Origin of the sequence: Pseudomonas khorasanensis (assembly GCF_014268505.2) — a bacterium.
Lineage (GTDB): Bacteria > Pseudomonadota > Gammaproteobacteria > Pseudomonadales > Pseudomonadaceae > Aquipseudomonas > Aquipseudomonas khorasanensis.
This window is the reverse complement of record NZ_JABWQP020000002.1, coordinates 172,262-185,732: the sequence shown is the minus strand read 5'-3', so window position 1 is coordinate 185,732 and position 13,471 is coordinate 172,262. Positions and strand designations below refer to the sequence as shown.

General features: G+C 59.2%; 12 protein-coding genes. 9 read left to right on the top strand and 3 right to left on the bottom strand.

Annotation, left to right across the window (positions count from 1 at the left end):
* Positions 1-310: 310 nt before the first annotated feature.
* Both argF and HU727_RS06975 read left to right on the top strand, forming a co-directional pair.
* The gene (gene argF / locus HU727_RS06980) at positions 311-1,231 is read left to right on the top strand and encodes an ornithine carbamoyltransferase (protein ID WP_186530210.1); all 921 of its coding nucleotides are present in this window, start codon (positions 311-313) and stop codon (positions 1,229-1,231) included.
* Entirely contained in the window at positions 1,228-2,337 is a 1,110-nt protein-coding gene (locus HU727_RS06975; RefSeq protein ID WP_186530212.1) for an ABC transporter ATP-binding protein, read from the top strand. The genes argF and HU727_RS06975 overlap by 4 nt, the downstream gene beginning before the upstream one ends.
* A gap of 119 nt (positions 2,338-2,456) precedes the next feature.
* Here HU727_RS06975 and HU727_RS06970 read toward each other — a convergent pair whose 3' ends face one another.
* Both HU727_RS06970 and ybaK read right to left on the bottom strand, forming a co-directional pair.
* On the bottom strand, positions 2,457-3,239 hold the full coding sequence (locus tag HU727_RS06970; RefSeq protein ID WP_186530214.1) for a PhzF family phenazine biosynthesis protein: 783 nt from the start codon (positions 3,237-3,239) through the stop codon (positions 2,457-2,459).
* Positions 3,240-3,337: 98 nt separating this feature from the next.
* A complete protein-coding gene (gene ybaK, locus HU727_RS06965) occupies positions 3,338-3,808 on the bottom strand; it encodes a Cys-tRNA(Pro) deacylase (RefSeq protein ID WP_186530216.1) in 471 nt (156 codons plus the stop codon).
* 347 nt (positions 3,809-4,155) lie between these two features.
* On the opposite strand from ybaK, the gene HU727_RS06960 reads away from it, so the two are divergent.
* The 4 genes from HU727_RS06960 to glpD all read left to right on the top strand — a co-directional run bounded on the left by HU727_RS06960 (position 4,156) and on the right by glpD (position 9,432).
* On the top strand, positions 4,156-5,007 hold the full coding sequence (locus tag HU727_RS06960) for an MIP/aquaporin family protein (RefSeq protein ID WP_186530219.1): 852 nt from the start codon (positions 4,156-4,158) through the stop codon (positions 5,005-5,007).
* Positions 5,008-5,084: 77 nt separating this feature from the next.
* A complete protein-coding gene (gene glpK, locus HU727_RS06955) occupies positions 5,085-6,587 on the top strand; it encodes a glycerol kinase GlpK (protein WP_186530221.1) in 1,503 nt (500 codons plus the stop codon).
* A gap of 250 nt (positions 6,588-6,837) precedes the next feature.
* On the top strand, positions 6,838-7,593 hold the full coding sequence (locus HU727_RS06950) for a DeoR/GlpR family transcriptional regulator (protein ID WP_007953179.1): 756 nt from the start codon (positions 6,838-6,840) through the stop codon (positions 7,591-7,593).
* A 303-nt stretch (positions 7,594-7,896) separates the two neighbouring features.
* The gene (glpD, locus tag HU727_RS06945; protein WP_186530222.1) at positions 7,897-9,432 is read left to right on the top strand and encodes a glycerol-3-phosphate dehydrogenase; all 1,536 of its coding nucleotides are present in this window, start codon (positions 7,897-7,899) and stop codon (positions 9,430-9,432) included.
* Between the two features lie 92 nt (positions 9,433-9,524).
* Here the strand turns inward: glpD and HU727_RS06940 are convergent, their stop codons facing one another.
* A complete protein-coding gene (locus HU727_RS06940; RefSeq protein ID WP_186530585.1) occupies positions 9,525-10,412 on the bottom strand; it encodes a LysR family transcriptional regulator in 888 nt (295 codons plus the stop codon).
* Positions 10,413-10,517: 105 nt separating this feature from the next.
* On the opposite strand from HU727_RS06940, the gene HU727_RS06935 reads away from it, so the two are divergent.
* The 3 genes from HU727_RS06935 (at position 10,518) to HU727_RS06925 (ending at position 13,465) form a co-directional block, all read left to right on the top strand.
* A complete protein-coding gene (locus tag HU727_RS06935; protein ID WP_186530224.1) occupies positions 10,518-11,870 on the top strand; it encodes an MFS transporter in 1,353 nt (450 codons plus the stop codon).
* Positions 11,867-12,277, top strand: coding sequence for a DUF4440 domain-containing protein (locus tag HU727_RS06930; RefSeq protein WP_186530226.1), 411 nt, complete (start codon positions 11,867-11,869; stop codon positions 12,275-12,277). Before HU727_RS06935 ends, HU727_RS06930 begins: the two co-directional genes overlap by 4 nt.
* 273 nt (positions 12,278-12,550) lie before the next feature.
* Complete coding sequence (locus tag HU727_RS06925; protein WP_186530228.1) at positions 12,551-13,465, top strand: glutamate/aspartate ABC transporter substrate-binding protein; 915 nt, start codon at positions 12,551-12,553, stop codon at positions 13,463-13,465.
* The last annotated feature ends 6 nt before the right edge of the window (positions 13,466-13,471 follow it).

Here is a 13,471-nt window from a genome sequence, read left to right as displayed (position 1 = left end):
CGGCGCCATGGCCGCAAACCGACCGAAGCCACATCATCACCGTCGCGGCGCATTGCCAAGCCCGGCGGGGCCAGTGTACAAAGAGGCTCGCTTCTGTACTGCACCCAGCTTCAAATGCGTGACCGCCATCAGCGGCACGCTCTGCGAACATTGCAAAATCCGTAGCCTATTGGAAAAACGCGACATTTAGTGTCAATATCGCGCCTCCCCCTATTTCGTCGCCCCGTGCGGCTTACGCCGCAGGTCTCGCCCGTTGTTCCGTTAAACAAGGCTTTGAGCATCTGCGGTTTGTAGCAAAAGGTAGTCAATGATGAGCGCAAGGCACTTTCTCTCCCTGATGGATTGCACGCCCGAAGAGCTGGTCAGCGTGATCCGTCGAGGCGTTGAGCTCAAGGACCTGCGTAACCGCGGTGTACTGTTCGAGCCTCTGAAAAACCGTGTGCTGGGGATGATCTTCGAGAAATCCTCGACCCGGACCCGGATCTCCTTCGAAGCCGGCATGATCCAGCTCGGCGGCCAGGCGATTTTCCTGTCCCCGCGCGACACCCAACTGGGCCGAGGCGAGCCGATCAGCGACTGCGCCATCGTCATGTCGAGCATGCTCGATGCGGTGATGATCCGCACCTTCGCCCACGGCACCTTGACCGAATTCGCCGCCAACTCGCGCGTGCCGGTGATCAATGGCCTGTCCGACGACTTGCACCCATGCCAGTTGCTTGCCGACATGCAGACTTTCCTTGAGCATCGGGGCTCGATCCAGGGCAAGACCGTGGCCTGGATCGGCGACGGCAACAACATGTGCAACAGCTATATAGAAGCGGCGATCCAGTTCGACTTCCAGTTGCGCATCGCCTGCCCGGATGGTTACGAGCCCAATCCTGAATTCGTCGCCAGGGCTGGCGATCGCGTGACCATCGTCCGCGACCCGCAGGACGCCGTGCGCGGCGCGCATCTGGTGAGCACCGACGTCTGGACATCGATGGGCCAGGAAGAGGAAACTGCCAAGCGCCTCAAGCTGTTCGCCCCGTTTCAGGTCAACCGCGCCCTGCTCGACCTCGCCGCCGAAGACGTGCTGTTCATGCATTGCCTGCCAGCCCACCGTGGCGAAGAAATCAGTCTCGACCTGCTCGATGACCCGCGCTCCGTCGCCTGGGATCAGGCAGAAAACCGTCTCCACGCACAGAAGGCCCTGCTCGAGTTCCTCGTCGAACCGGCATATCACCACGCATGAGCCATGAATTACTGCTGAACCTGCGCAACCTCGCTTGCGGCTATCAAGATCAACGCGTGGTGCAGAACCTCAATCTGCACCTCAACGCCGGAGACATCGGCTGCCTGCTCGGCTCGTCCGGCTGCGGCAAAACCACCACGCTGCGTGCCATCGCCGGTTTCGAACCGGTGCATGAGGGAGAAATCACCCTGGGTGGCGAAACGCTTTCCAGCGCCGGCTTCACCCTGGCGCCGGAGAAGCGCCGGATCGGCATGGTGTTTCAGGATTACGCGCTGTTCCCACACCTGAGCGTCGCGGACAACATCGCCTTCGGCATTCGCAAGCACCCGAGCAAGGCGCGCGTGGTTGAGGAGCTGCTGGAACTGGTCAACCTGAAAAACCTCGGCAAGCGCTTCCCCCACGAGTTGTCCGGCGGTCAGCAACAGCGCGTCGCTCTCGCCCGCGCGTTGGCGCCCGAGCCGCAATTGCTGCTGCTTGATGAGCCGTTCTCCAACCTCGATGGCGAGTTGCGTCGCAAGCTCAGCCATGAAGTGCGTGACATTCTGAAGACCCGTGGCACCAGCGCGATTCTGGTGACCCACGATCAGGAAGAAGCCTTCGCCGTGAGCGATCACGTCGGCGTGTTCAAGGAAGGCCGACTGGAACAGTGGGACACGCCGTACAACCTGTACCACGAACCGGCGACGCCTTATGTCGCCAGTTTCATCGGTCAGGGCTATTTCATCCGCGGGCAGCTCGCCAGCCCGGAGTCTGTGCAGACCGAACTAGGTGAACTGCGCGGCAATCGCGCTTACACCTGGCCGATGGGCGGCGCGGTGGATGTACTGCTGCGTCCGGACGACATTGTTTATGCGCCGGACAGCGCCTTGAAGGCGCGGATTATCGGCAAGACGTTTCTGGGCGCGGCGACCTTGTATCGGCTGCAACTGCCAACCGGTGCGCAGCTGGAATCGATTTTTCCGAGCCACGCCGATCATCTGGTCGGTGCCGAGGTGGGAATTCGGGTAGCGGCTGATCACCTGGTGCTGTTCCAGGCTTCCGGCAGCACGGCTGCGCAGATTCCGGCGGTCGAGAACGGCGTACGGCGTTTCAGCACAGCCCTCTGATCCGTACCGGATGAAAATGTGGGAGCGAGCCTGCTCGCGAAAGCGGTGTATCAGTCACAGATAATCTGATCGACCTACCGCATTTCGCGAGCAGGCTCGCTCCCACAGTTGGCTCTGTGTCAGCCTAAAATCAGGGTGCCGCTGGCAACCAGCGTCACATTGCCGCCAATCTTCACCCGCTCACCTTCAAGCCTACAGAACAGCTCCCCGCCCCGCGCCGAGCGTTGGCACGCCGTCAGGCTTGATTTGCCTAACCGTTTGGCCCAATACGGAATCAGGCTGCAGTGCGTAGAGCCGGTGACCGGGTCTTCGTTGATACCAATCGCCGGGGCGAAATAGCGCGAAACGAAGTCATGCTGATTGCCGCGCGCGGTGACGATGGCGCCCAGCCACGGCAGTTTGGCCAGTGCGATCATATCGGGTTTGCAGTCGAGCACTGCCTGCTCCGAATCCAGCACCACGAAGAGTTCGTTGCAGCCCAGCACGTCAACGGCCTCAACGCCGAGCGCCCGCTCGACATCCAGGGTCACGCCGATTTCCGAAGGGGTGATCGTCGGAAAATCCAGCCACAACCGATCGCCTTCACGGCTGACACTCAGCGGGCCGGACTTGCACGTGAAGTCGATGCGCTCGGTGCTTTCTTTATAGATTTCGAACAGAACAAATGCGCTGGCCAACGTCGCGTGGCCGCACAACGGCACTTCAGTGGTCGGCGTAAACCAGCGGATATGCCAGACCTGCCCTTCACGCACCAGAAACGCGGTTTCCGCCAGGTTGTGTTCGGCGGCGATCTTCTGCATCAACTCATCGCTCAGCCAGGCATCGAGCCGATACACCATCGCCGGATTGCCACTGAACGGTCGATCACTGAACGCATCGACCTGATGAAACGCAAGCTGCATAACCTTCTCCCTGAATTGGTCGCCAGAGCATGCTACGGCCGGCCGGATAGGCGCCAGTGACAAAACCGGTATTTTTTCTTCATACAGCCAGACTGATGCTAAGCGCGGCCGATGTCGGCGAACGTCGCCTGGGTGTGCTCTGCCAGCACAGCCGGCGCCAGTTCGACTTCCAGACCACGTCGACCGGCACTGACGTAAATAGTCGCAAACGACTGGGCCGAATTGTCGATGAACGTGCGCAGGCGTTTCTTTTGCCCGAGGGGGCTGATGCCTCCTAAAAGGTAACCGGTGGAACGTTGCGCGGCAGCCGGATCGGCCATCTCGGCCTTTTTCACCCCGGCGGCGTGCGCCAGCCCCTTGAGATCGAGACTTCCGACGACCGGCACCACAGCCACGAGCAATTCACCTTTTTCGCTGGCGGCCAGCAGCGTCTTGAATACTTGCGCCGGCTCCAGCGCGAGTTTCTCGGCCGCCTCCAACCCGTAGGACGCGGCCTTTGGATCATGTTCGTAACTGTGCACGCGATGTTCGGCACGAACTTTTTTAAGCAAATCCAACGCTGGGGTCATGGCAGCTCCGGGTCCGACGAGTGCTAAAAATCTGCGGCCGATTCTAGGCCATCATCCGGCAAAAGGCTCTATCCCGAGCCCGGTTCCCGTGGCTCGGCGGCTTATTCGCTTGATCCGCTGCGCTGATCATTCACCCAGCGAATAGTTCTATTGTGACCGACGGTTCACTTTCGACCTTTGACAGGTTTGTTTCTTGTCTATATTTTTTCGAATCTGAATAATGTAAGAATCATGGTCATCGCACTATCAGCAGTAACCCGGGAGCCGAATGGGGATTCCAACCCGGTGAAGATCGCGCACTGCCCTGTGGGCATGGCGCCAGACAACAACAAAAACCGAGGTTTTCAATGACGACTGCTTTACCGCAACCATCGCTGTCCGGCCAATGCATGGCCGAGTTTCTGGGCACCGCCCTTCTGATTTTCTTCGGCACCGGTTGTGTCGCCGCGCTCAAGGTCGCGGGCGCCAGCTTCGGCCTGTGGGAAATCAGCATTATCTGGGGCGTCGGCGTGAGCATGGCGATCTACCTGACCGCCGGAGTTTCCGGCGCGCACCTGAATCCGGCGGTGAGCATTGCACTGGCCATTTTCGCCGACTTCGAAAAGCGCAAATTGCCGTTCTACATTCTTTCTCAGATCGCCGGTGCCTTCTGCGGCGCACTGCTGGTGTACACGCTGTACAGCAACCTGTTCTTCGATTTCGAACAAACCCACCAGATGGTTCGTGGTTCGGCCGCCAGCCTTGAACTGGCGTCGGTGTTCTCGACTTACCCGAACCCGGCGCTGTCGACGGCTCAGGCTTTCCTGGTCGAGATGATCATCACCGCGATCCTGATGGGCGTGATCATGGCCCTGACCGATGACAACAATGGTCTGCCCAGAGGCCCGATGGCACCGCTGCTGATCGGCTTGCTGATCGCCGTCATCGGCAGCTCCATGGGCCCGCTGACCGGTTTCGCGATGAACCCGGCGCGCGACTTCGGCCCTAAGCTGATGACTTTCTTTACAGGTTGGGGTGATATTTCCTTCACTGGCGGCCGCGAGATTCCGTATTTTCTGATTCCGATTTTTGCACCGATTGTCGGTGCCTGCCTCGGCGCTGCCGGGTACCGCGGGCTTATCGCCCGTCACCTGACCGGCGCGACACCTGCTACAAAGGATGCAGAACCGGCCATTGACGGCAAACCAAGAACTTCTTGAAACAGTCGGCGCAGGCTCCTGCCCAATAGAGCCTGCGCCCCGGCCCACTCTCCCTTATTTCGTCCAAGGCAATCGACATGACCGACATTCAGAACAAGAACTACATCATTGCCCTCGATCAGGGTACGACCAGCTCCCGCGCCATTATTTTCGACCGCGACGCGAACGTGGTCTGCACCGCGCAGCGCGAGTTCGTTCAGCATTACCCGCAAGCCGGCTGGGTCGAACACGATCCGATGGAAATTTTCGCCACCCAGAGTGCGGTGATGGTTGAAGCGCTGGCCCAGGCCGGCCTGCATCATGATCAGGTGGCCGCTATCGGCATCACCAACCAGCGTGAAACCACGGTGGTCTGGGACAAGACCACGGGCCGGCCGGTCTACAACGCCATTGTCTGGCAGTGCCGCCGCAGCACCGAGATCTGCCAGCAACTCAAGCGTGATGGCCACGAAGACTACATCCGTGACACGACTGGCCTCGTCACCGACCCGTACTTCTCCGGCACCAAATTGAAGTGGATCCTCGACAACGTCGAAGGCAGCCGCGAGCGTGCACGCAACGGCGAACTGCTGTTCGGCACCGTCGATAGCTGGCTGATCTGGAAATTCACCGGCGGCAAGGTCCACGTCACCGACTACACCAACGCCTCGCGCACCATGCTTTTCAACATCCACTCGCTGGAGTGGGATTCGAAGATGCTGGAAATCCTCGACATCCCGCGCGAGATGCTCCCGGAAGTCAAAGCCTCCTCGGAAATCTACGGCCGCACCAAGAGCGGCATCGCCATTGGCGGTATCGCCGGCGACCAGCAAGCGGCGCTGTTCGGTCAGATGTGCGTGGAGCCGGGCCAGGCCAAAAACACCTACGGCACTGGCTGCTTCCTGCTGATGAACACCGGCGACAAAGCGGTGAAATCGCAACACGGCATGCTTACCACCATCGCTTGCGGCCCGCGTGGCGAAGTCGCTTATGCACTGGAAGGTGCCGTGTTCAACGGTGGCTCGACCGTGCAGTGGCTGCGTGACGAACTGAAAATCGTCAACGACGCCCACGACACCGAATACTTTGCCAACAAGGTCAAGGACAGCAACGGCGTGTATCTGGTCCCGGCGTTTACCGGGCTGGGCGCGCCGTACTGGGACCCGTATGCTCGCGGCGCGCTGTTCGGCCTCACGCGCGGCGTGCGCGTGGATCACATCATCCGCGCTGCGCTGGAATCGATCGCCTACCAGACCCGCGACGTGCTCGACGCCATGCAACAGGATTCCGGCGAACGCCTCAAAGCCCTGCGTGTGGACGGCGGCGCGGTGGCCAACAACTTCCTCATGCAGTTCCAGGCCGACATTCTGGGCACCCAGGTCGAGCGCCCGCAAATGCGCGAAACCACGGCGCTTGGCGCCGCTTACCTGGCGGGTCTGGCCTGCGGTTTCTGGGGCAGCCTGGAAGAACTGCGCGGCAAAGCGGTGATCGAGCGCGAGTTCGAACCGAGCCTGGATGAAGTGCAGAAAGAGAAGCTCTACAAAGGCTGGAAGAAAGCCGTCAGCCGCACCCGTGACTGGGCGCGTGAGGACGCCGAATAAGCCAACGTTGAGTTCCAGAGACTGCCCAAACAGCGTGAAAGCGTAGCGAGCGAAGGCAAGACAAGGCAAAAACAGGCGAGGACCGGCTGGGGTCGCACTCGACTTTACGGGTTTGTAAATGAGCAGTCCGAGCCTGTTTTTAACGCAGGATTGGCGAGCGCAGTAGCTTTCACGTTGTTTGGAAACTGGTCGGGAGCGGATTCGTGCGTCATCATGGGCAAATTTTGCACGGCAGCCCAAAGGAAGCCCCATGAATCTGCCTCCCCGTCAGCAGCAAATCCTCGAGCTGGTCCGCGAACGCGGCTATGTGAGCATCGAGGAAATGGCCACGCTGTTCGTTGTCACCCCGCAAACCATTCGCCGCGACATCAATCAGCTCGCGGAAGCCAATCTGCTGCGCCGTTATCACGGTGGCGCCGCTTATGATTCCAGTGTCGAAAACACCGCTTATGCAATGCGCGCCGATCAGATGCGCGATGAGAAGCAGCGCATCGGCGAAGCGATCGCCGCGCAGATTCCCGACCACGCCTCGCTGTTCATCAACATCGGCACCACCACCGAATCGATCGCCCGCGCCCTGCTCAATCACAGCCACCTGAAAATCATCACCAACAACCTGCACGTCGCCTCGATGCTCAGCGCCAAGGATGATTTCGATGTGCTGCTGACCGGCGGCAACGTGCGCCGTGACGGCGGCGTGGTGGGTCAGGCCAGTGTGGATTTCATTAATCAATTCAAGGTTGATTTCGCGCTGGTCGGCATCAGCGGGATCGACGAGGACGGCAGCCTGCTCGACTTCGATTATCAGGAAGTACGGGTATCGCAAGCGATCATCGCCAATGCGCGGCAGGTCATTCTGGCGGCCGACTCGAGCAAGTTCGGGCGTAACGCGATGATTCGACTGGGGCCTATCAGCCTGATTGATTGCCTGGTCACCGATCAGCAGCCGGTGCCAGCGCTGGCGCAGTTGTTGAGCCAGCACAAGATTCGGCTGGAAGTCGTCTAGTTGCTCGTTCCCACGCTCCGCGTGGGAATGCCGCCCGGGACGCTCTGCGTCCCACTTCAGAAGCCGACGCAGAGCGTCGATGGATGCATTCCCACGCGGAGCGTGGGAATGATCGGTAAACAACACGCCGTCTGCGTCTTCTGCGCGCATTTCATGTTCGATAATTTTCCTTTCCCTGCCCTTCGATGAGTTTTTTCAATCGAACGCGACTGGCTGCGCGCGTGTTTATGGGCTACCATTTTCGCAAATGAACATTTATGTTCGATTTCCAAGACAGAAAATCAAAAGAACCGAGGCCAGCCGATGTCCACCTCTACCTTGCGTACGCCCCCCATCTCCGAGATCTATGACGTTGCCGTGATTGGCGGCGGGATCAACGGTGTGGGAATCGCAGCGGATGCCGCCGGTCGCGGTCTTTCGGTGTTCCTTTGCGAAAAAGATGACCTGGCCAGCCACACATCGTCGGCCAGCAGCAAGCTGATCCACGGTGGCCTGCGCTATCTGGAACATTACGAATTCCGTCTGGTGCGTGAAGCGCTGGCCGAACGTGAAGTGTTGCTGGCCAAGGCACCGCACATCGTCAAACCCATGCGTTTCGTACTGCCGCACCGTCCGCACCTGCGCCCGGCCTGGATGATTCGTGCTGGCCTGTTCCTTTATGACAACCTTGGCAAGCGCGAAAAACTGCCGGGCTCGAAAAGCCTGAAGTTCGGCGCCGACAGCGCACTGAAAAACGAAATCAAGAAAGGCTTCGAGTACTCCGATTGCTGGGTCGACGACGCCCGCCTCGTTGTCTTGAATGCCATGGCCGCCCGCGAAAAAGGCGCTCACGTGCACACCCAGACCCGTTGCGTCAGCGCCCGCCGCACCAAAGGCCTGTGGCACCTGCACCTGGAGCGTGCCGACGGCAGCCTGTTTTCGATTACAGCCAAAGCGCTGGTGAACGCAGCCGGTCCATGGGTGGCCAAGTTCATCCGTGACGACCTGAAAATGGAATCGCCGTACGGCATCCGTCTGATTCAGGGCAGCCACATCATCGTGCCGAAACTGTACGAAGGCGAACACGCGCACATTCTGCAAAACGAAGATCAGCGTATCGTTTTCACCATTCCGTACCTGAACCACTTCACCCTGATCGGCACCACCGACCGCGAATACACCGGCGATCCAGCGAAAGTCGCGATCACCGAAGGCGAAACCGACTACCTGCTCAAAGTAGTCAACGAACACTTCAAAAAGCAGGTCGTGCGTGAAGACATCCTGCACAGCTACTCGGGCGTACGTCCGCTGTGCAACGACGAATCCGACAACCCGTCGGCCGTCACCCGCGATTACACCCTGGCCTTGTCGGGCAACACTGATGAAGCACCGCTGTTGTCGGTGTTCGGCGGCAAGCTGACCACCTACCGCAAACTGGCCGAGTCGGCGATGGCGCAGTTGATGCCGTTCTTCACCCAGATGCGCCCGAGCTGGACGGCCGGCGCTACCCTGCCCGGCGGCGAAGACATGACCACGCCGCAGGCCCTGAGCGCGCTGATTCGTGACAAGTTCGATTTCGTCCCGACGGAAATCGCCCGTCGCTGGGCCGTCACTTACGGCAGCCGCACCTGGCGCATGCTCGAAGGCGTGGAAGCCCTGGCGGACATGGGCGAGCACATTGGCGGCGGGCTCTACACCCGCGAAGTCGATTACCTGTGCAGCGAAGAGTGGGCGACCACGGCGCACGACATCCTGTGGCGACGCACCAAGCTTGGCTTGTTCACGACCCCGGATGAGCAGGAGAAACTGACGGTCTATCTGGGCAAGGTCGAGCAGAATCGCAAGACTGAAGCCGCCTGATCACCTGATCAGTGAAGAGACAAAAGCCCCTGAATCGCAAGATTCAGGGGCTTTTTCCATTCCAGCGGTTCTGGCGCGGTACTGAGCCGGGATCAGCCCGCCACATGCAGCAGCAAAAAATCAATAAACGCCCGGGATTTGTGCGGCAAATGCGGTGTATCGGGAAACACCAGACTGATTGGCTGTGAAGGCAGCGAGTAGTCAGGCAAGACGCGCAACAGGCGCCCAGTGGCGATATCGTCTTCAACCATCCACGCGGGCAGGACCGATACGCCCAGCGACGACAAGGTCATCGAACGAATCGCCGTCGATGAATTCGACTCGAAGTGGCGGCTGCCGCTGACCTCTATCCCCTGCCCTGCACGGTCACGTAACACCCACTGCGCCGGCGCCGGCAGATTGCTGTTAGCGATCCATGGCAGCACGTTCAGGTCCTTGGGTTCTCGCACCGGACACCGAGCCAGAAAGGCTTCGGTGGCTACCAGCACAATCTCGTAGTCGCCGAGTTTGCGGCTTCTGAAAGCCGAGTCCGCCAGATTGCCCAGGCGAATCACCAGATCCAGACGTTCAGCAAGCAGATCATTCAATGAAGAGTCGAAGTCGTAGCACAGGCGGATATCCGGATATAGCTCGGTGAACAACGGAATCAACGGCAGGATAAATTGCTCGCCGTACTCACGGGTGGAACTGATCCGCAGCGTTCCCGATACCCGGTTGCTGCCGTGCAAAACCCTGTCAAACGCGGCATCGATGTCCGTGACAATGGCCTTGAACTCGGCATAAAAACTGTGCCCGGATTCGGTCAGCGCAACAGCCCGGCTGTTGCGCATCAGTAGCGTGGTCGACAGCGCCGCTTCCAGCGCTTTGATGTGCAGACTGACCATGGCCCTGCTGATGTTCAGATGATTCGCCGCTTTGGTGAACGAACCCAGTTCGGCGATCGCGAGAAACGTCTGAACCCGGTTCAAATGCATGTGCATGGCGCCCTGCGTCACGGTTAAATCCCTTTAAACATTGTGTTCAGCCCCATTGCATCGACGCCCGGAGTCTATCGCCCTTATGCTCGACGACAAAGGGGAAACAGCATGAGTTACCGCTACAAAGTCGCATCGATTTTCCTGCTCGGCTTCTTTGTCGATTGCATCAATATCTTCATGTCGGCGGTGGCCCTGCCTAGCCTGTCGATCACCTTGCACGTCAGCAGCGCTTCAGTGGCGTGGGTTGCCAACGCCTACATCTTGGGGCTGACGCTGATCATTCCAGTCAGTACCTGGCTGGCCGGTCGCTTTGGCAGCCGTGGCATTCTTACCGCTTCGATGTTGCTGTTCACAGCGTCGGTGTGGCTGTGTGGCCAGGCCGACAGCTTTCACGAATTGGTGGGCTGGCGCTTTTTGCAGGGCATTGGGGGCGGCTTGTTGATTCCGGTTGGTCAGGCGCTGATGTTCAACCTGTTCCAGGGCGAGCAGCGCGCGAAGATGTCCACTTTGGTAATGGCCGTCGCGTTGATCGCTCCGGCCATATCGCCGACAGTCGGCGGTATCATCGTCGACAGCAGCTCGTGGCGCTGGGTGTTCTACAGCAATATCCCGTTCTCCTTGATGGCTGCCGGGCTGTCGTGGTTCTGGATCAGGGAAGCCAAATCCGCCAGCCTTCCGCGCCCGGACATCAAAGGCTTGTTGCTGGTCAGCGCCGCGCTCGCCAGCCTGTTGCTGGGCATGTCGCTGTACGGTGCTGACTACCCGGCGGCAGCGGCACTCAGCGGCGTCGCAACAGGCTTGATATTCGTCGCCCTGTACCTGCTGCATTACCGTCGCTGCAGCCATGCGATCATTGAACTGAACCTGCTCAAAAGCAAAAAGCTCAGCGACTCGATTTACGTTTACTACGCGATTCCGGGGGTGTTCACCGGGGTCAATCTTATGGCTGTTTTCTTCCTGCAGAACACCCTGCAATTCAGCGCACGGCTGACCGGGACGTTCATGATCGTCTACGCGGCTGGCGCGTTTATCGCGATGACCATCAGCGGCCGGGTCTACAACCGGGTCGGTGCCAGGCGCCTGTTCACCTTAGGCATGCTGTTACACAGCGCCGGCATCGCCACGCTGATGCTGGTCGAGGCCCCCGGCGATCGGTGGATCATCGTTATCGCCTACAGCCTGATGGGCATCGGTGGCGGCATCGGCGCCAACACTGCGCAAACCACGTCCCTGATGGACTTTGCAGGCGGCGATACGCACAAGGCCAGCGTGATCTGGAACCTCAACCGCCAGATGTCCTTCAGCCTCGGCGCCGCGTTGTTTCTGATGATTTTCAACGTCCTGCTCAAGTACCTCGACATCACCGCGGCCTACCACGCGACGTTCGCTCTGGCGGCGCTGATCGGGCTATTGCCGCTGTTGCGGATGCGCCCATTGAACCCTGCGAAGGAATCCCCATGACCGACCATCCTGTTGAACGAGCCGAACACAGTATTCATCACGTCCACGCACTGATTCATCGTGTATTCACCGATGCCGACGGAACCGGCGCGGCGAGTATCGAGCCGCTGATGCAGGCATTTGCCGACGACTTCAGCATGGTGGGCGTCTCGGCGATCGCGATGAGCCGGTCAGAGGTCGAGCAACTGTTCAGAGGCGCCGTCGGGGCCCGCCCGGGTCTCGAGATCCTCATCAGCCATCTGCATACAATCTGGTATCAGGGCGAGACGCTGGCGGTGAGCTACGTGGAAACCCATCGCCTGGATGGCATTGAACAGTCGCGAGCGTCGGTGGCCATTCTGTGCGTGCAACCTGCGGACGTGCAGTGGCGGTATCTACATGAAATACCGCTCAGTACAGGTGTTTGAGAATAAACCTTCCCGCGGATTCGGTTTTCCGAACGCGACTTCCCGGTCGATTCGGTTAACCGGACCAGACCGATTAATAAATAACACCATAAAACTTTAATAACGTTAAAAATCAATAGGTTGATAACTGTCGACTGGTCTGGCACGAGTCATGCTCTACACTCTCTCGACGAATGCCTGATACGCCAACACTTCAGGAGCCGTCAGGCATTCGAAGCACAAAAAGGGCCGACAAACTGGCTCCATAAAAAAAACAATGTCGAGGAAAATTTGATGCGCATCGTTCCCCATATCCTGGGCGCAGCCATTGCTGCCGCTCTGATCAGCACGCCAGTTTTCGCCGCCGAGCTCACCGGCACCCTGAAGAAGATCAAAGAGTCCGGCGTCGTTACGCTGGGTCACCGCGACGCCTCCATCCCGTTCTCCTACATCGCGGACGCTTCCGGTAAACCGGTCGGCTACTCCCACGACATTCAACTGAAAGTCGTAGAAGCGCTGAAAAAAGAGCTGGACGTGCCGAACCTGCAAGTCAAGTACAACCTGGTCACCTCGCAAACCCGTATTCCCCTGGTGCAGAACGGCACCGTGGATCTGGAATGCGGCTCCACCACCAACAACGTCGAGCGCCAGCAGCAAGTCGCCTTCTCCGTTGGCATCTTCGAGATCGGCACCAAGCTGCTGTCCAAGAAAGATTCCAAGTACAAGGATTTCGATGACCTGAAAGGCAAGAACGTCGTGACCACCGCCGGCACCACGTCCGAGCGCCTGCTCAAGGCCATGAACGCCGACAAGCAGATGGGCATGAACGTCATTTCCGCCAAGGACCACGGTGAATCCTTCCAGATGCTGGAATCGGGCCGCGCTGTTGCGTTCATGATGGACGACGCCCTGCTGGCCGGCGAAGCCGCCAAGGCCAAGAAGGCTGATGACTGGGCCGTGACCGGCACCCCACAGTCGTACGAAATCTACGGCTGCATGATGCGCAAAGGCGACGAGCCGTTCAAAAAAGCGGTAGACGATGCCATCAAGGCCACCTACGCCTCGGGCGAGATCAACAAGATCTACGAAAAATGGTTCATGCAGCCTATCCCGCCGAAAGGCCTGAACCTGAATTTCCCGATGAGCGAAGAACTCAAGAACCTGATCGCCAACCCGACCGACAAAGCGGCTGACGAAAAGAAATCCTGATTTCTG